13 protein-coding genes and 1 pseudogene are annotated in these 19235 nt (G+C 40.6%); 4 read left to right on the forward strand and 10 right to left on the reverse strand.

Annotated elements, in window-relative coordinates; genetic code table 11:
* Positions 1-95: 95 nt before the first annotated feature.
* The 4 genes from HQQ94_RS18935 to HQQ94_RS18950 all read right to left on the reverse strand — a co-directional run bounded on the left by HQQ94_RS18935 (position 96) and on the right by HQQ94_RS18950 (position 5855).
* Positions 96-1370, reverse strand: a complete 1275-nt coding sequence (locus HQQ94_RS18935; RefSeq protein ID WP_173295883.1) for a glutamate-5-semialdehyde dehydrogenase — start codon at positions 1368-1370, stop codon at positions 96-98.
* Between the two features lie 126 nt (positions 1371-1496).
* Positions 1497-2615: a glutamate 5-kinase gene (gene proB, locus HQQ94_RS18940; RefSeq protein ID WP_173295884.1), complete on the reverse strand. Its 1119-nt coding sequence runs from the start codon at positions 2613-2615 to the stop codon at positions 1497-1499.
* Positions 2616-2769: 154 nt separating this feature from the next.
* Positions 2770-4059, reverse strand: coding sequence for an NCS2 family permease (locus tag HQQ94_RS18945; protein WP_173295885.1), 1290 nt, complete (start codon positions 4057-4059; stop codon positions 2770-2772).
* A 713-nt stretch (positions 4060-4772) separates the two neighbouring features.
* The gene (locus HQQ94_RS18950; RefSeq protein WP_173295886.1) at positions 4773-5855 is read right to left on the reverse strand and encodes a hypothetical protein; all 1083 of its coding nucleotides are present in this window, start codon (positions 5853-5855) and stop codon (positions 4773-4775) included.
* 830 nt (positions 5856-6685) lie between these two features.
* On the opposite strand from HQQ94_RS18950, the pseudogene HQQ94_RS22715 reads away from it, so the two are divergent.
* Positions 6686-6941: pseudogene (locus HQQ94_RS22715) on the forward strand (transposase); the annotation flags it as partial.
* Between the two features lie 166 nt (positions 6942-7107).
* Here the strand turns inward: HQQ94_RS22715 and HQQ94_RS18960 are convergent.
* Positions 7108-8646, reverse strand: coding sequence for a leucyl aminopeptidase family protein (locus tag HQQ94_RS18960; RefSeq protein ID WP_173296725.1), 1539 nt, complete (start codon positions 8644-8646; stop codon positions 7108-7110).
* Positions 8647-8898: 252 nt separating this feature from the next.
* On the opposite strand from HQQ94_RS18960, the gene HQQ94_RS18965 reads away from it, so the two are divergent.
* A complete protein-coding gene (locus HQQ94_RS18965; protein ID WP_173295888.1) occupies positions 8899-10359 on the forward strand; it encodes an aminoacyl-histidine dipeptidase in 1461 nt (486 codons plus the stop codon).
* A gap of 79 nt (positions 10360-10438) precedes the next feature.
* Here HQQ94_RS18965 and dinB read toward each other — a convergent pair whose 3' ends face one another.
* Together dinB and HQQ94_RS18975 are read right to left on the reverse strand one after the other, a co-directional pair.
* Complete coding sequence (gene dinB / locus HQQ94_RS18970) at positions 10439-11515, reverse strand: DNA polymerase IV (protein WP_173295889.1); 1077 nt, start codon at positions 11513-11515, stop codon at positions 10439-10441.
* A 204-nt stretch (positions 11516-11719) separates the two neighbouring features.
* Positions 11720-11908 carry a hypothetical protein gene (locus tag HQQ94_RS18975; RefSeq protein ID WP_173295890.1) on the reverse strand — a complete coding sequence of 63 codons (189 nt, stop codon included), beginning with the start codon at positions 11906-11908 and terminating at the stop codon, positions 11720-11722.
* 550 nt (positions 11909-12458) lie between these two features.
* On the opposite strand from HQQ94_RS18975, the gene HQQ94_RS18980 reads away from it, so the two are divergent.
* Both HQQ94_RS18980 and glnD read left to right on the forward strand, forming a co-directional pair.
* Positions 12459-14033: an ATP-binding cassette domain-containing protein gene (locus HQQ94_RS18980; RefSeq protein WP_173295891.1), complete on the forward strand. Its 1575-nt coding sequence runs from the start codon at positions 12459-12461 to the stop codon at positions 14031-14033.
* A 321-nt stretch (positions 14034-14354) separates the two neighbouring features.
* Positions 14355-16973 carry a [protein-PII] uridylyltransferase gene (glnD, locus tag HQQ94_RS18985; RefSeq protein WP_173295892.1) on the forward strand — a complete coding sequence of 873 codons (2619 nt, stop codon included), beginning with the start codon at positions 14355-14357 and terminating at the stop codon, positions 16971-16973.
* 75 nt (positions 16974-17048) lie between these two features.
* Here glnD and HQQ94_RS18990 read toward each other — a convergent pair whose 3' ends face one another.
* From HQQ94_RS18990 to HQQ94_RS19000, 3 genes are all read right to left on the reverse strand, one after another.
* The gene (locus tag HQQ94_RS18990) at positions 17049-17516 is read right to left on the reverse strand and encodes an OsmC family protein (RefSeq protein ID WP_173295893.1); all 468 of its coding nucleotides are present in this window, start codon (positions 17514-17516) and stop codon (positions 17049-17051) included.
* A gap of 73 nt (positions 17517-17589) precedes the next feature.
* Positions 17590-18210 (reverse strand): LysE family translocator, encoded by a 621-nt coding sequence (locus HQQ94_RS18995; protein ID WP_173295894.1) that lies wholly within the window; start codon positions 18208-18210, stop codon positions 17590-17592.
* A gap of 166 nt (positions 18211-18376) precedes the next feature.
* On the reverse strand, positions 18377-18895 hold the full coding sequence (locus tag HQQ94_RS19000) for a hypothetical protein (RefSeq protein ID WP_173295895.1): 519 nt from the start codon (positions 18893-18895) through the stop codon (positions 18377-18379).
* Positions 18896-19235: the final 340 nt, after the last annotated feature.

A 19235-nucleotide genomic window follows, 5' to 3' on the forward strand; every position in this document is an offset into this window, starting at 1 on the left:
CCATTAAAATCCTTTTATATAAAGTCAACTGTGCCATTAAATTCCATCTCTCACTTCAATAGTAGACCCCTTACTACAAAATCAACACTCAGCTATTATTTTCTAACCGCGTATTCTCCATGTCCTATCCATTTGTAAGTAGTTAAAGCTTCTAATCCCATCGGTCCCCGAGCGTGCAGCTTTTGAGTGCTCACTGCCACTTCGGCACCTAATCCAAATTGGCTACCATCGGTAAAACGGGTGCTTGCATTAACGTACACAGCTGCTGAATCTACCAAATTGATAAAGTGAGCAGATGCATGAATATTATCAGTCAGTATCCCTTCAGAATGTCCGCTTGAATAAGTGCGAATATGACGAATAGCAGCATCGATATCGGCTACAATTTTAATCCCTAAGGTCAATGATAGCCACTCTTGAGCGTAAGTGTCGTCGGTTGCAAGCGCAATCGACATCCCAAGTTTATCAGCCATATCTTTCGTCTGCTCACAGCCATAAACACTCACACCTTGAGCATTAAGTATCGAAAATAGCTGCGGTAATAATGTATCGATAATTGACGCATGTACAAGCAGGGTATCAAGTGCATTACATACTGTTGGGCGCTGCACTTTGGCGTTAAGGATCACATCAATTGATTTAGCAATATTGGCGTCTTTATCAGCATACAAATGACAAATACCAATCCCACCTAAAATGACCGGAATCGTCGCTTGCTCAGCACACAAGCGTTGTAGATGATGACCACCACGTGGCACTATCATATCGACAAATTTATCTAACTTTACTAGCCCTGACACTAATGCTCTATCCGGACGATTAATGAGCTGCACACAGTCAGCTGGCAAACCTTGTTCAACCACAGCAATGCGTATCGCCTCACTTAAGGCCAGATTTGATTGCAACGTCTCTTTACCACCACGCAGAATAACCGCATTGCCCGTTTTCAGAGCAAGCACTGCGATATCCACCGTCACATTAGGCCGTGCCTCATAAATAACCCCAATCACACCTAATGGCACACGACGACGTGATAAACGCAGACCATTATCTAACAATTGGCTTTCTAATTCAGCGCCTACTGGATCGGCAAGATTAATCACATTATTAATATCACTAATCACACCTTTTAAGCGACAAGGATCTAATAGCAATCTGTCTATCATGGTTTCGTTAAGGCCATTTTCACGGGCTTGGGCCACATCGTTGAGATTAGCTGCTAAAATCTCTGTGCTTTTTACCGTTAAGCTTGCCGCAATAGCCGATAATAATGCTTGCTTCTGAATGCCCGTTAATGCGGCTAAAGCGTAACTTGCCTGTTTGGCATTTTTGCCCAAGGTCTGTAGATAAAGCTCATTGTTTTCAATCACGTCACATCACTCAAATGTTAAAAGCCAATAATTAAATCTAAATTAGACAGTGTGGCGTAGAAAATAGTGTCTTCATTTAATATGAAGGAATACGCTATTATCCATGAGCCAATCACTGAATTTAGATCATAGCACCACCATGTCATTACGGTGTATCACAGCATCGCCATAGTTATAACCCAACAAAACTTCGATCTCATTGGAGTGTTTTCCGGCAATTATTTTCAAATCTGCAGCGCTATACCGACTAATGCCACGTCCATACTCACACCCTTTGCAGTCAATCAGTTGTAAAGTTGTGCCCCGTTCAAATTCACCGACAACTGAAGTGATCCCTTTAGGCAGTAAACTGCGGCCTTTTTGTGTGACAGCATTAATTGCCCCCGTATCTAACACCAGTTTTCCCTTGGTTGACTGCCCCGCTAAGATCCACTGTTTTCGACTTTCTAATGGATTTTCCAGCGCAGAAAAATGCGTACCGACATCTTCTTTACACACCGCATTGAGTATCACTTGTCGGCGATGCCCAGAGGCTATCACCACTTCAACACCTGCACGTCTAGCAATATCAGCCGCTTCAAGTTTAGTCGCCATACCGCCAGTGCCTAAACCAGAAACAGCCCCCCCAGCAAGTAAACGTAAACTGTCATCAATATTAATCACTTGCTTAATCAATGTTGCGTGTGGATTTGCACGAGGATCGGCATCGAATAAGCCTTGTTGATCTGTCAGTAATATCAATAAGTCTGCATCACACAGTAACGCAGCACGTGCCGATAAATTATCATTATCGCCCACTTTAATTTCATTAGTCGCCACGGCATCATTTTCATTGATAATAGGAATAATGCCATTTTTTAATAGCGCATTGAGTGAGTCTCGCGCATTTAAATACCGTTCACGATCATGGAGATCTGCACGAGTTAACAGTAACTGGCCAACATGAAGCCCATAAATACTAAAAAACTGTGACCAAGCCAAAATGAGCTGACTCTGCCCTACAGCGGCCAACAGCTGTTTATTGGCTACAGTGTCTGTGAGCGCTGGGTAACCAAGATGATCGCGCCCAGCAGCAATAGCACCTGAGGTACATAATACCACCTCAACTCCCGCCTTCATTAACGTAGACATCTGCCTGGCTAACTCAACCATATGCGCTTTATCCAGCTGTTTACTGCCGGACGTTAGCACACTCGTTCCCAACTTGACCACCACTCGGCGGTAACCTATCTCACTTGAGTTCATTTTCAAAATAGTCAATAAAGCCGAACTTAGCGTTATACCCAATCTTGAGCCGAAATGGTAGCAAGGAGTGCAAAAGAAGGCTTTTTTTATCAAAACAATCGCAATACATGCCTAAAAGACCACATAGAGGCATATTTTTAACATTGAGGCAGAGTTAATCATAAATAAATTTAGCCACAAACAAAACGGCAAGTATCACGATCCCTAGACTCAGATCTTTATAACGGCCGCTCATCAACTTGATCATCACATACGAAATAAAACCTAGCGCAATACCAGTAGCAATAGAAAAGGTCAGTGGCATTAAAATGCAGATCACCACAACAGGCGCAGCCTCAGTCAAATCTTCCCAAGCAACATGGACTAATCCCGACATCATCAAAATAGCCACATAAAATAACGTACCAGCGGTGGCATAAACGGGAACTGTCCCAGCTAAAGGGGAAATAAACAAGGACAACAGAAACAAGCAGCCGACAACAACTGCGGTCAGTCCAGTTCGCCCACCAGCACTGACCCCAGCTGTACTTTCAATATAGCTTGTGGTGGTCGATGTCCCAAGCATTGCACCAGCAATCGTCGCAGTACTGTCCGCCATTAAAGCGCGATTCAATCTAGGTAACCTGCCTCTATCATCCAAAAAACCTCCCATTTGTGCTACCGCCACTAAAGTGCCTGATGTATCAAACAAGTCAACAAAAAGAAAAGCAAACACTACTGAAAGCATACTGATCTCAAGCACGCTTGAAAGATCCATCTGCATAAACGTAGGTAACACTGAAGGGGGCAATGACACCATACCTTGATAATGCACGTCACCAAACAAGATCCCGAGCAATGTCACCACCAAAATACTCATGATGACTGCCGATTTCATTCCTCTGTGTACCATAGCAATGATCAAGAAGAAACCTAACATCGACATCACAGCAGGAAACGCGGTGATATCGCCTATGGTCACTAAAGTCGCTGAACTTGCCACCACAATGCCCGCATTCTTCAAGCCAATCAAAGCCAAAAATAAACCGATCCCAGCACCAATTCCCAAACGTAATGACATCGGAATACTATTGACTATCCATTCTCTTATTCTCACTAAAGACAAGATAAAGAAACAGCCACCAGATAGAAATACCGCCCCCAGTGCGGTCTCCCAGCTATAGCCCATTTCGCCCACGACCGTATAGGTAAAAAAAGCATTTAATCCCATTCCAGGAGCCAAGGCTATGGGGTAATTCGCTATTACCCCCATGATCAAACAACCTATAGCAGCAGCTAAACAGGTCGCGACAAACACAGCACCATGATCCATTCCAGCATCGGCTAGCATCATGGGATTGACAAAAATAATATAAGCCATGCTTAAGAAAGTCGTCACACCAGCTATGACTTCCTGCTTAATGTTCGTTTGATTTTGTTTAAGTTTGAATAGTCTTTCCAACATAAAACTGAATCCTTGTTTTTTTATCACATCAAAGGAAGATAAGTAATAAGGAGAATTGTTCAGTATTGATACCGACAATGCACCTTAACGTACCATAAAATCTCATCTTTTATAATTTCAAACAAAAAAACCTACTTAAATTAAGCAGGAAAAGACTCATTTCAAGTATTCCAGAAGGAAGAGTTTCCGCGCTAGCAGTTACACAAGCATGATGGTTAGCGAACTAAACATCATGGGACTTGAATCTACACATCCAAAATGGGATAGGGGTCTAATGGATAATTGAACTAACTTACTAACGCTCATAAAGCGAATAGTAAGGGCAGGAGCAAACGACCCTGTAGCAGATTCTATTTAACTACCTAATTTATTATCTATCCTACAATCTAATTGCAACCATAATGAAGCTTTATAAAAAGACTTTATTATTCGATGACTGATTTGCCACTAAATAAAGCCATCGGGGTAATTTAATAGCCATTATTTAGTATATTTTTATCCATAAAGATTTTTAGAAAAAAACATATTTGTTACTATTTTAACCTGCAGAATAATTAGGGAACCGATAACTCAGAAATGACACCTTAATCTCATAGCTGGTTGTAAAATTTCTGACAAGACAATAACTTGCCAGTATAGTTAGCCTGAAATAAGTTCAGGTTTGTGCTTTTATGTAAACTTTCATTCAGGTGTTTAAATATATATTGTTTCGTCTAGAGCACCTTATCTATCGCGTATGACATGAGGTTATGTAAAAATATTTCCTGCTTTGTGTCTATGTTACCTGTAACACTACTATGTCTAAACAAACCCTCATCCCAAATAAATATAGCATCGCGATTATTTCCTGTAATCCATACTCCTGCTTTTGATGTAGTTGATGTAGTTGATCCTTCTGTCACAACAATTAATGAACCATTCGGTGTATTTGCAATACTTAATCGACCAAAAGTCCCAGCACCAGACAAAGCGGAGCTTCTTGCATCCCCAAACACACCAGTATTGATAGTCGGCTCTGCATTGGTTCTAGCAGACACCGAACCTGATGATACAGAACCAGTTCCTCCAAAAGCTTTATTAATTGCTGTACCTTTACTACTATCGAAAGCTACAATAACAACACCACCCAAATCATTATATGCTTTTATCAAAGTAGCTTGAGCAGTTGTCATTTCCTGATATCCTGTACTTATAATATCAAAGTTTTCTTTCAGTTGAGCTGCTGTATACGTATTCAAGTTTATTGGTAAATTTGTAAAATCAAATCCAACCACTTTATTGTTGGTGCCTAAGATGCCATAATTTGCCTGATCATCCAATTGATCATTATAACGAACCTGTTGAGTACTTCCTATCGAATAACTAGCCCAATAGCCAACACGAATAGTTACATCAGCTACACAAACCTCATCGACGGGATTAGAGTCCAAGTCATCATTAATGCCATCGCAATCAGTATCCTCTTTTTCTGGGTTGGTACCCATTAAAAAGACTTCAAGACCTTTGGACAAGTTATCATGATCATTATCTGAAGCACCGTTGAGAACGGGTTTATTAGCATCGTATATATTGGTAAAAGCTTTAAATTCAGTTAAATCGGTAAGACCATCGCCATCATAATCTGCCTCACCAGGAGAATTTTCATCATAGGGGTTCCAACCATACATTCTTTCGATACTGTCACCTACTCCATCTCCGTCTGAATCAGCCGCCATCGCGATGCTAGAAAAAGATAAGGCCGTTATTAATGTGACGGACATCATTGATAAATTAAGCTCTGTTGCGTATAGCTTCATTGGAACCTCTTTATAAAGTTACATATAAATATTAAATTGAAAGATCATTAATATTAAAAACGAAAAAAACACATTTAGTTAAAAAATAAAGCCTTAAATGTTAAAGGGGAGGGTAATGTATTTCATGTAAGAATTAATTGAAAATCAACTTCTGTGGGGATTTCCCACTCTCATCTAGCAAGATTAAGTAACATATACTGTCATATAACAAGTAGACCAAGCCTGTTAATATGACTTTAGTCAGGGCTAACGCATTTTAATTCCTGACTCTAACAAAGCTGAGTGGTGGTAATCATCTAGTGCCACCTTTTCTTTTTACGCAACGTACTGGCTGATTTAATTTCATCTTGTTTGAATAAACTCAGCGCTATTTTTGCATGGCACTAAAAGCCAATGCCCCATTCCCCTTTCGAATCCTCGATTCATCTTCTCTAAACATCCAATGTATAATTTCCACTTGCCGGTACCACTCACTGTCGTTAATGATTGCTCTGTAGTGAGCTTATTAACCATCTAATTTCATGGGTGATTTTAGCGGTTGTCGTTTCATGAATTTCTGAACTGATTTTGATCATACTTTTGAGTCCTTACCAGCGGTAATCTTTTGATAACCAATTTGAATTGACCCAGACTTGTCGCATATCCTTGCCCCTATTTAACCATTTCCATTGTCTATATCTCTGGCTTGTTCATAATTATCTATCGAAAAACCTTCTCGTTCTGTTTTCTCTTAACCTATGCTGATATTTTATGTGAGCTTATAATGTCGCTTTATTTCTAACTCTTTTATTTTATAATTCTACTATGACAAGTTATGGTTGAAACAACAGTTCACTTACTCTGATGTCGCTAGTGAAACAGCGCTGGTAATTAAAGATTACCAGCGCTTGAGGGATTCAACTCTGTATTTCAACTTATGGATGTGCCACAGACCTCACCAAGTTATAGCTGTATAAGCAAAAAAGCTAAGACTATTGAGATTAACTACCGAGCACCAAATCATATCTCTGCGGCCCATGTTGAGGTTGATTCAACAGGCCTGTAAGTTTAGGGTGGAACACGCGTAAGCATGGTAAAGAAAGCCAATGAAAAGCTTGAAACCTAGCTATATCAAACATTCCAAGAGCTCCCCCTATGTATAATGAACAAAAATATTTCACCGATACAATGAACATGAACACTCAAATCTGCAGGTCTCAATAAAAACAGTCAGAGTAGTCAGTGCTCACCTACTAATGTAATCTTTAATTGATTATAACTTGTTAGTCATATGCTGATATAACCCCACTAACGGCGTTGCAGTTGGCTTACCGTATTGTGGATGGCCTTCTGTGGCGCTGCCAGCAATATCGATATGGGTATAACACATAGGTTTAGCCGATTGAATACCATGATCACTCAAACCTGAGGCTCTCAATAAAAAAGCCGCTGGGTATTGATGTCCACGAGCGGTCACTGAAGAAGGTGCATTATTAGAAGACATGATATCTGCCGCGCCCGATGGGTCGACTATTTTGGCATAATCTTCACGTCGCAGTACTGACTGTTCAATCGGCTCTCCCCACGCTTGCCCCTGATGGGCAATATTGGCAGCCACACCTGCTTGCTTGGCGACGCTGTTTTCAACCGTCGCGCTATACCCACCAAAGCAGCGCACGACGTGACCGGTTAATGTCGCCACAGAGAAAAGTTCAGGCTTAACCGCTTTCTCGGCCTTAATACGTAAATGTGACAACAGATCGGCTAACACTAAGCGCCCTTCAGCATCCGTGTTACCTATGCGTACGCGTACACCTGCATGGCTGGTAATTATCTCATCGGTCACAAAGGCTTCACAGCCGATGCTATTACGCACTAAGCCGAGTTCAGAGACAACACGAATACCTTTAGGTTTCAGCATCGATAAGGTTTTCATCAAGCCCGCTACCGCAGCGGCGCCGCCTTTATCCCGACTCATCCCCGCCATACCACCAGCCACCTTAATATCAGCGCCGCCAGTATCATAAATCACTCCTTTGCCAGCAAAGAAGTAAGTACGTTCGACTACACCCTCTCCAACATATTCAAGTTTAACCACCCGTGGTTGATGCCGAGCAACAGCAAAAGATGAGCGTCCTACCGCACTTAGTAACGGATAGTCACGCTCCAATACGTCTCTATCTTCGATCACGTCCACTTTAAGGCCTGAGCCTTGGTATGCTGCTAAACAATGATCGGTAAATGCCGCTGCTGACATACGCTCAGGCTCAGTACCGCAAAGATCTCTAGCCAGATCCCGCCCCGCTTCAAGGGCATTCAAACTTTGGCTCAGCTCTGATGAATGCAATAAACCTATCGCCTCAAAAGTGGCACTGTCCCCTTTAGCTTCACGCGCCTCAAGTGCCTGCCACAACTCTTGACCACAGGCGAGTGCGGCAACCTCACATCCAAATTCATATCTAGGGTCCTTGTCTTTACCCACCAATAACAGTGGCCGCTTAGCTCCTATCTGGCTGGCTAATTTAATTCCTGCTCTGGCAGCATCAGCAAAGACTCTGACATCCTCGACATCGTCTTGGCTGTTTAACACCGGCGACAAGATCAAACGTCCTCCCGCAAGCCCAGGTGCAAACAGTAAGGTGGCAGATTTCCCCACTCGATTATCGACTTTAGAACCGTGCTCAGCCAACAAGGTGATCTCATCCAACCCCGTTTGAGTAATATCAGTGGCTACAACCACAACAGCATCCCAGCCACTGCCTTCAAAAATAGCATCTGTATCGCGTACATCAATAAGATTAACCTGAGCCATGTCCCCTCTCTCCTGCTGGTAAAGTTTTCCTAAATCCCCATCATAAAAAGAGGATATAAGATTATTATCTGTTGTTTGGTATTCAATATGCACTCAAATTCCTTCAATGCCAATACCCTTTGTCGATATTCAGTCCATTGGCAACTTTCAATGACACCTTGTATTTTTTCTGTTGTCATCAAGTGCAAACAGTCACAAAAAGTAGAACACACTCTGTGATAGACTAACCCCATAATAAAAAGGAGAACGCCAATGACAGCAATAAGCCAATTACAACCTCAAGCCCTATGGCAGTGGTTTGAACAAATTTGTGCCATCCCACATCCTTCGAAGCATGAACAAGCCCTAAGTGCACATATTCAAGCTTGGGCTAAAGATAAACAGCTCGATATCATTGAAGACAAGGTCGGCAATCTCATCATCAAAAAGCCAGCCACGGCCGGTATGGAAAATCGTAAAGTGGTTGTGCTGCAGGCCCATATTGACATGGTGCCCCAGAAAAACTCAGACAAAATCCATGATTTTGAAAAAGATCCCATCATCCCATACATAGAGGGAGATTGGGTTAAAGCAACAGGCACCACCTTAGGGGCCGATAACGGCATAGGCATGGCGTCAGCATTAGCGGTACTTGGCTCAGATGATATCCCCCATGGACCACTTGAAGTCTTGCTAACCATAGATGAAGAAGCTGGCATGACGGGCGCTTTTGGCCTTGAAGCAGGTTACTTAGATGCCGAAATCTTAATTAATACCGATTCCGAGCAAGAAGGTGAAATTTACATGGGCTGCGCCGGTGGCGTTGATGCACAAATCAGTGTGCCTATGGTGTGGCAATCTCCAGAGCAGTCAAACGCCACTTATACCCTCACCCTTTCCGGTTTAAAAGGTGGTCACTCAGGTGTCAACATTCACCTTGGACGCGGTAACGCCAATAAACTGCTTGCCCGTTTCCTATTCAACCACGCCGATGAATTGGCAATAGAGTTAACCCAGTTAACGGGTGGATCGCTACGTAATGCGATACCACGTGAAGCCAATGTCAGCTTTATGCTACCCGGCGAGAATGTGCCTCAACTAGAAACCTTAATGGCTGAATTTCAAACATTAATTAATCAAGAGTTAGCCATCGCCGATCCACAAATGCGACTCGAGCTCACTGAAGCCCCTGCCGCCACTCAAGTAATGAGCGAAGACACCCAAAACAGGTTGATCGATCTGCTTCATGCTTGTCCAAATGGCGTGATCCGCATGAGTGATGAAGTCGAAGGAGTAACCGAAACCTCACTGAATGTGGGGGTTATCAGCACAAAAACTGAAAGTGTTGAAATTCTTTGCTTAATTCGTTCATTGCTCGACTCTGGCCGTGAAGAGGTTGAAGGTGTATTAACGGCTCTGACTAACCTTGCAGGCGTTGAAGTCTCTTTCAGCGGTGCTTATCCCGGTTGGAAGCCTGACAACAGCTCTCCTGTTATGGCCCTTGTGCGTGAAACCTATGATGACATCTATAACAAAGCGCCAGTCATTATGGTGATCCATGCAGGTCTCGAATGCGGCCTATTCAAAAAGCCATATCCAGAAATGGACATGGTATCCATTGGCCCCACCATACGTTACCCACACAGCCCAGATGAGAAAGTATTAATTGAAACCGTAGGGCAATATTATCAACTGTTACTGGCTGTTCTCGCGCGCATTCCAGAAAAAATTTAAGTTTGCCAGACCTTAGGTGTTAGCTCCTAAGGTCTATTTTAAAACCCTACAATCTATTCACTCATAGCTAAGTCCTGGCCTAAAACCCTAAGTCCATTTGCGACTCAGCTAGCTCTGTGGACTCTTGAGCATCGGCTTGACTGGCTAAGCCTACCGAGACCCCCAATAAGCGTATCCCTCTTCCCTGCTGACGCGCCAAGGCTTGCGTGAGCAGATCGTAAAAAAGTTTTACCGACACTTCATCGCTTCTGTGTTCTATGGTCGTCTGTTTAAAATCATTAAACTTCAGCTTCACCACTTGTTTATGTATCTTCCTCTCTTTAGCACTTCGATTAATGCGCATTGAAAGCTCTTGCAGTAATTGCGGCATTACGCCTCGGCATTGCGCTAACGTATAAATATCCTTCGCTAATGTCGTCTCGACCCCCACAGATTTTCTTTCTCTATGATTGATAATCTCCCGCAGATCGATACCTTGAGCTCGCTCGATTAATATCGAGCCAAACTTACCAAAACGTGCAATCAAATCATTTTGCGGATAGCCCTGTAAATCGCCACAAGTAATCAAATCAATATCAGCAAGCTTCTTGCCTGTCACCTTGCCAACACCAGGGATTTTAGTCAACGGCAAGGTGTGCACAAACGGGCTAATCATCTTTGGGGTGATAACATATTGTCCATTGGGTTTATTCAGATCTGAGGCCACTTTGGCGAGAAATTTCACCGGGGCAATCCCCGCTGACGCCGTCAGCCCTGTTAGCTCGAATATCTCTTGGCGTATTGCCTCAGCAATGCGTGTCGCCGATCCCTGACAAAAAGTACTGTCACTCACATCCAAATAGGCTTCGTCCAAGGATAAAGGTTCGATCAAATCGGTATAGCGAGCAAAAACGTCACGGATCTGAATCGATATCTTTTTATAAACCGACATTCGCCCAGGCACTAATACCAACTGCGGGCACAATGTTAATGCATGGCCTGAAGCCATCGCCGAACGCACCCCAAAAGCGCGCGCCTCATAATTACACGTGCTTATCACACCACGGCGATCACTACGTCCTCCCACCGCAATCGGCTTGCCTCTTAACTCGGGGAAATCACGCATCTCTACCGCGGCAAAATAACAATCCATATCGATATGAATAATTTTTTTCACTGACTAATGGCTTTCATCGTTGCAGTGTAATGGCTTACTTCTTACACTGAGTTATCTCTACCAATTAAGATACTGTATATTTAAACAGTACTCAAGTCTGCAATCATAAAAAAACGAAAATCGCTCAGTGAAAGTAAGCCACAGTAATGGTGAAAGATTGGTTGACGTTAGCCAAATAAACTCACTCTAGCTAGACTCATTTATTTAAAACTGAGAATAAATCATTTTAATCTCATCCTCAGTCAACTTTATAGTCTCTTTATTATCATTTACTAACAAAGCTTTATTCGCTTTAGCCAGTTCAAACTCTAAAGACTCAATACGCAGCTGCAGGTTAGCGATCTGTTCTCCAAAACCGTCGAGTATTGTTTCTATCTTCTTCGTCGCATCCATATTCATACCTTTAACTTCTGTCTTCGTTCAGGATAAAGAATTTTATGCTCATGATAAAGACATTTACTGAACCTAAGCTGTATCAGCAGCCCTTAGCTAACCGCCACAACTTCTCATACTTTCCATCCTGTAGGAAAAACCACACCTTCCATTATAAAATCACTCAAGTAGGCAAAATACCTCAGTCTATGAATACGATTCTCTTGAGATCTCACCGTATTCATGATTATAATTAGTTGAATTTATCAATCAGAGCTAACGCCATAATGAACAACTAATTTCCTGACATCCAATTTATATCAATCATTTGGACATTCAGGGGTTAGTGGGCGTTACTTTTGTCATTTCTTAATGTGCAAAAGACACAAATTGTCGCAGTAACATTGAGTTTATCGCTCTTTATACGGCAACGGCACCTAATGTCACGCCTTAGGCAATCTTTCCATACCCAAGCTACTGAAACATACTGGTGACAGCATGTTGGCAAATAACTTGGCAAGATAGAAAGATGCGGCCCCTTTATATTTTATTAAGTAAAATAGGGGGCTTAATGCCTACATTAATCACACATCAACTGTCATTCCAGCTCGATACCGGAGAGTGGCTATTTAACAACATATGCTTCAATTTAAACAGTGGCATCTCAGGGCTAATCGGTCGTAATGGAGTGGGCAAGTCAGTCTTCATCTCAGTACTGAACGGAAAACTTGCTCCAACTCAAGGTCATGTCACTTGCCAAGGTCACATAGCTTATTACTCACAGCTGCCTGCTGATTTATTAGAAAAAGACGTACGTATTGCTGACTTCTTAGGCATTACCAATAAGTTATTGGCATTGAGAGCTCTCGAGCAGGGTCGCTGTGAACTGAAATATTTCGATGATATTGGTGATGATTGGGATATAGAAACTCAAACAAAACACACGTTACGCACACTTCAAATTGATGTTGATTTAAATGACTATTGTCATACTTTAAGTGGTGGCCAGTTAGCGATGCTACAGTTGCATCAATTATTCCAAGCCAATTCCGACATATTATTGCTTGATGAGCCTTCTAATCACTTAGATACTCAAGGGAAGCATTGGTTAATAAGCCAGCTGCAACAATATAAAGGTAAAGTACTCTTGATAAGTCACGATAAACACTTACTTAGGCATGTTGATCATATTTACTCACTCACAAGTCTAGGACTCGATTTATTCAAAGGGCATTACGATGACTATATAACACATTCTTGTTATCAAGCTAATGCACTGAATAGACAAATATCTCATGTAAAGTCACAACAGAAGAAAATAGCACGCCAAGCACAAGCCAATAAAGAAAAGTCCCAACAACGTGAAGTGCAAGGTAATCGCATAAGAAAGTCTGGCAGCCAAGCTAAGGTCATAATGGGTTCAATGAAAGATAAAGCAGGCCAAAGCCTCTCTAGACTCGCCACCAATCAACAAAATCAGTCAGCACGTAATCAACATAAATTACATGCTTTACAAGCAATGCAAGAAATATTGCAACCGCAAGCTTTTCATCTACAAACACCTGAGCAAGTGAAGAAAAAAACCTTACTAACAATCGAAAATTATCGGCTTAATAAACATACTAAAAAAACACTTACCTTTAGCTTATCCTACGGGGCTCGATGCCACTTAAGTGGCGCCAATGGGTGTGGGAAATCTACTTTATTAAAAACAATCCATCATAAAGATAATCCCTATAGTGGCGTCATTAAACACAATACGAAAACGGTATATCTAGATCAACACTTTGGCTTACTTAAAGTTGAAGGGGCAATATTAGACAGCCTCATGAAACGCAGTAAAAACCTGACCGAAAGTGATGCGCGTACTCTACTTGCAAGGATTGGTTTCAGGAAAGATTCTGTCTATCGACAAGTGGGACATTTAAGTGGCGGTGAAAAAATGAAATTATCAATGCTGATAATTAGCCAGATCAGTGATTCGCCTTTATTACTATTAGATGAACCAGATAATCATTTAGATATTGAGTCTACACAGATACTCGCCGCTGCATTAAGTGCTTATCAAGGTGCATTCATCTTAGTCAGTCACGATGAGGATTTTGTCAACGAGGTCAGAATCAGTGAACGTATTATAATGAATTAAATCTGTATAGGGAGGGGCTTCTGAATACGCTAAAGTCACTATTTTACTTTATCCATGCTCAAGGCAGTCAGTAGTAAAAGAATACGCATTTACATTCGGACCTATAACGCTGTAACTAGCTTAAAGTTTAGAAACAATTGAAAAATAGCATATTCAACTGTTGTTTCTGCTGTATTTTCATTGACTAACCACTTAAAAATTCTGTTGTCGATTTGTAATTTACACTTGGATCATTTACCTTATTTGTCTATGTTTAGGTCATTGTAAAATGACTTTTCTTATTCACATAAATCTTAATAACCAGCAAAAAACCGGAGACCCATGTCAGCCTCTGATATAACATCTCAATTTAATTCCAAAATGAGCATTGCAGATTATAAAAAAGTCATCCAAGATGCTGACGCCTACCTTAATGATCATTTTACCCATATTGCTATCAAGGAAATTGTCAAGCTACGCGCTGATTTTTTTGACTCTTTACTGATCCACCTCTGGAATTGTGCTGATCTCGCTAACGAAGATATTTCTCTTAATGCCGTCGGCGGGTATGGTCGACAAACATTGCATTTACACTCTGACATTGATATGTGTGTTTTATTTACCCAAGAACTGAGTTCTCATCAATCGACACAAATTAGCTTCTTTTTTACCCAACTATGGGATTTAGGCTTAGAACTCGGCCATCATGTTTTCGCACTAAATGACATTAATAAAGCCTGTAAAGACGATATCACCATAGCAACATCATTATTTGAAATTCGCCATTTAACCGGCTCTGAATCTCATGCTGAGCAAGTGCTCGATAAACTTTATGGGGATACGTTCTGGAACAGTGAAAACTTCTTTAAAGCAAAAGTCAGTGAACAAAATGAACGTCACCAAAAGGCTCAAGGTAGTGCTTTTAGCCTAGAGCCAAACCTAAAAAATAGCCCTGGTGGTATGCGTGATATTCAAACGCTAATTTGGGTCACCCGTAAATATTTTGCTGCAAAAGACATGGCCGCTTTAAGAAGATTTGGCTTCTTTACCGCTGATGAATATTCAGAATTATTAGAGTCACAACATTTTATCTGGCGCGTACGTTGGGCATTACACGCAGCTGCACAGCGTGCAGAAAACCGATTGCTGATTAGCTTACAAAGTGATGTGGCACGGCTCATGGGTTTTGGAGACAACAGTCACATTGCTATCGAAAAAATGATGCGGCAGTTATACCGTGCGATGAGGAGAATTAGCGAACTGAATCAAATGCTATTGCAGTATTTTAAAGATCAAATTCTTGCGCAAACAGATAAGAAGTCCATCCCGTTAAACGAACATTTTGAAATAAATGATCGACTGATTAACGCATGTCATGATGATGTTTTTGTTGATCGTAGGCAACTTATCGCTCTTTTTATCCACATTGCAGAAAACAGCAATGACATTGATGGTATTACCCCACTAACAATTAGGTTAATACGACAGGTTAGGCGTAGATTATTGGGTGATCTGCAAGACTTTCATCGCTGCCGTAAAGAATTCGTCGCCCTATTTCGCCACCCTCAAGGCATGGGATTAGCCCTATCCTTAATGCATAAACATGGGATCTTAGCGTCATACCTTCCACAATGGCGCGAAATTGTTGGTCAGATGCAATTCGATCTGTATCATGTTTACCCCGTTGATGAGCATACTCATAAGCTACTAAAAAATTTATATTCACTAAATAATAAACCTGAAGATCCTTCTCTTACAAAAGCTTATTCGATTTACAAAGTAATGGAAAATAAAGAGACATTGTTGTTTGCAGCCTTATTCCATGACTTAGGCAAAGGACGTGGTGGTGATCACAGTGAGTTGGGCGCTGTTGATGCGCTACAATTTGCTCAATTTCATGAGTTAAAACCTTCACAAGCTAAAGTCATCACTTGGTTAGTGAAACACCATTTATTGTTATCTCTATCCTCCCAGCGATTAGATATATATGACCCTTCAGAAGTGCATAATCTCGCTAAAATCATAGGAACTAAAACCAGACTTGATGCTTTATACTGTTTAACCGTTGCTGATATTAAAGCAACAAATGATGAACTATGGACTGACTGGAAGGCCACCTTACTCGGAGATCTTTACATATCGATAAGTTACGCCCTGCGTAATGGTCTAGAAAACGTACTAGAACAGCGAACGATCGTCCGTGAACACAAAAATGAAGCCTTAGAACTGATGGACATGAATGAAATCTCGGATAACATAAAGCAGCTTTGGAAACGCTTACCACTATCATTTTTCAGTAATGCTCAACCCAGAGAGATCGCTCGTTACTCTCAAGCCATGATTCTATATCCAGCTGAACATGCACTTATTTTGCTAGATGAAGGTAGTATTAAAGGATGCAGCGAGCTATTTGTCTACATGAAGGACAAACCGGGACTGTTTGTGACGCTATTTAATACCTTAGCATCACTACAGATCTCTGTTCAACAAGCAAATATCTCCAAGACTAAAGATGGATATGTTGTAGAATCTTTAAAAATATTAGATTATGACCATCTGCCAATAAAAACCTCAGGACGACGTGCCCGTATCAAACAAAAACTTGAACAAGTGTTATTTAACAACAAAAAAACACCAAAACAAAGACTTAACAGTAATATCAGCTCATTCGTTAGCGAACCAAGAGTAGAGTTTTTATATTCTCGTAAAAAAGATAGAACACTTATCAGCGTAACAGCACTTGATAACCCGCAATTTATGAGTCACTTCTGTAATGGCTTTAGACTTTTTGAACTTAACATTCACTCCGCCAAAATAACCACCGTAGGTGAGCAAGTTGATAATGTATTTCTTGTTTCAGACAAAGAAGGTCGATCATTAGACGACAAAAGTAAGCAAGCACTAAAATCCTTCTTTGTCGATAGGATTAAAGAGCAGCCTTTATTAAATTCAAATACGTAATCAGACGTCCGATAGCATGTAAAATATGACGAAGAGTAAACTAGAAAATGAGTTAAGGTCACTCTTCGATGATGATTAAACCACTATTTCAGTCACAATTTTAGTTTTCACTGAATTAGCGATAAAACACTGCTCATGTGATTGATGGTGCATTTTTTCAAGCTGTTCTATTGTTGGTTTTCTATCACCAGAGAATTTGACTTTAGGCCTAAGTGTCACTAACGTCATTGATATGACGTCATCATTGTCTTTTTCCATTATCCCTATAGCATCATCTATATATGAATCAACAATATATTGTCTTTTAGCGGCAATAGATAAAAAGAACAACATGTGGCAACTTGATAGTGATGCGACAAAGGCTTCTTCGGGATCAACATTAGCTTCGACAGAATAAGGTAAAGGAACCACATGTGGCGAAGATGAAGCTTGAACGCTTACCCCGCCATCAAAAATCCATTCATGTCCTCGGCTGTATTTGTTATCAACATAACTTTCATTACTGCCTCTTACCCAGTTGATTTTAGCAAAATACTCTGACATGTTAACTCCAATAATATACCTAGCATGCAAACACTATAAGTAACAGTAAATTAATGTTTATGATAGGAAATTATTAACTCGTGATCAATTTAATCCCCATGACCCCCATCAATCCACTCGAAGCTCTACAAATGTATTTTTTGAATTTTATGTATGTATTTTGAGCTTTTGAAGTGGACAACAAAGTCGCCACCAAAATATACCAAATTGAATCAATCATAAAAACTGAGATGCTAATAAGATAATATGAATACTCAGGTACGTCTTTTGGCATGAAAGCAGCAAATGCACTACCAAAAACAATCGCTGTTTTGGGATTGCTTAACTGAGTAATTAAACCGGTGAGGAACATTTTTGCTATGCCACGCTTAGATTTAGCCTGGGTAGAGTTATCCACCATAGGTTCAGTTGAGTTCTTCCATATTCTAACAGCTAACAAGCAAAGGTAAGCTCCGCCTAACACCTTTAATCCAAGATAAAGCCAAGGGGCACTATCAAGTAAAACAAATAAACCTACTGATGCTATCAGCGCAAAAATGACCGCCCCGACCCCCATCCCGACAGAAACCGCTATTGCTTCTGAGCGAGAGCCTCTCATCGCCGTATGTGCTACTAATATAAAGCTAGGCCCCGGACTCATCACACCCAACAACAAAAAAATAAAAATGGGTAAAAGAAATATATATTCATGCATAAATGTAAATCCTAAACTGATCCTACAATAAGACCATTGAGTTAATGCCTAGGGTCAAGATTTACTGAGCCCTTATACTTAATTATTAATTACTTGTGTAAAAAACGAGGCTGTTTTTCTAAAAAGTCATTAATCAGTAATTCAAAGCAAGGTGATTATATACTCCCTATTTTAGGGTTTCTCTTAGTTTATTTAACGCTGCTAAGGAAAAACCTTTATCGTAAAAATACAATACAGTGCCTGTTTCATCTAATAAAACGACTCTAGCATTATTAGGTTTATCGTTACCAGTATATAATTGAACCTTTTCACCATCCTCATAGATAGTAATCACACCTTTCCAAAGAGACTTGGGAATACCTGATCGCATTCCATTATTAATCATGGTGCTGAACATTCGAGGAAATACCCCCTGTATAGTAGGTAGTTCATACACATCTAGCCGCGTTTCAGTCATGTCCAACCCGATTAGCCACCTATCGATATCAAATTGTGAATCTTGTTTATAGCCTATTAATAGAAGAGACATCTTACCGTTAAAATCATTAGGGATAGTGACTAAATTTCGTTCTAATGTCTCACCACTAACCGTAGGAAACACCTTGCCCATAATCAACTGATTAGGGTAAAAACTACTACATCCTGAAATCAATAAAACCAGTAAACCTAAAAAAATAGCGCGCATTTTACTTATCCATCGAGTTAATAACTTCTTGACTACCCTGTACGTATAATAATGAATTATGGATCATACATTCAATAAATTTCAACTTTTTCATGCTAGTCAACAGCTGTAAATAACATGCCCACGTCATAGAGCACACAGGTTATAATATGGCATTAACTCATGGATTTGGAACTCACAATATTATCAATATTGAGAAAATCAGAGCTTAGATTTCAAAGATGAATTCTATAGAAGGCAGCCAGCTAAGCTTTATCACTTCAAGTCCAAAATCAATATCAAATTCAATACCTGTGTATGTCGATTGATCTAATAATTCTTTCAATTCATCTAAATGCTC

The sequence above is a fragment of the Shewanella sp. VB17 genome, from assembly GCF_013248905.1.
In the GTDB taxonomy this organism is placed as follows: Bacteria; Pseudomonadota; Gammaproteobacteria; order Enterobacterales; family Shewanellaceae; genus Shewanella.

Bases quoted from the DNA above. Each gene is read 5' to 3' on its own strand.
- HQQ94_RS18975 (WP_173295890.1), bottom strand. From the start codon at position 11,908: ATGGATGCGACGAAGAAGATAGAAACAATACTCGACGGTTTTGGAGAA.
- HQQ94_RS18950 (WP_173295886.1), bottom strand. From the start codon at position 5,855: ATGAAGCTATACGCAACAGAGCTTAATTTATCAATGATGTCCGTCACA.
- HQQ94_RS18995 (WP_173295894.1), bottom strand. From the start codon at position 18,210: ATGCATGAATATATATTTCTTTTACCCATTTTTATTTTTTTGTTGTTG.
- proB (WP_173295884.1), bottom strand. From the start codon at position 2,615: ATGAACTCAAGTGAGATAGGTTACCGCCGAGTGGTGGTCAAGTTGGGA.
- HQQ94_RS18960 (WP_173296725.1), bottom strand. From the start codon at position 8,646: ATGGCTCAGGTTAATCTTATTGATGTACGCGATACAGATGCTATTTTT.
- HQQ94_RS19000 (WP_173295895.1), bottom strand. From the start codon at position 18,895: ATGCGCGCTATTTTTTTAGGTTTACTGGTTTTATTGATTTCAGGATGT.
- HQQ94_RS18945 (WP_173295885.1), bottom strand. From the start codon at position 4,059: ATGTTGGAAAGACTATTCAAACTTAAACAAAATCAAACGAACATTAAG.
- glnD (WP_173295892.1), top strand. From the start codon at position 14,355: ATGTCAGCCTCTGATATAACATCTCAATTTAATTCCAAAATGAGCATT.
- HQQ94_RS18980 (WP_173295891.1), top strand. From the start codon at position 12,459: ATGCCTACATTAATCACACATCAACTGTCATTCCAGCTCGATACCGGA.
- HQQ94_RS18990 (WP_173295893.1), bottom strand. From the start codon at position 17,516: ATGTCAGAGTATTTTGCTAAAATCAACTGGGTAAGAGGCAGTAATGAA.
- HQQ94_RS18965 (WP_173295888.1), top strand. From the start codon at position 8,899: ATGACAGCAATAAGCCAATTACAACCTCAAGCCCTATGGCAGTGGTTT.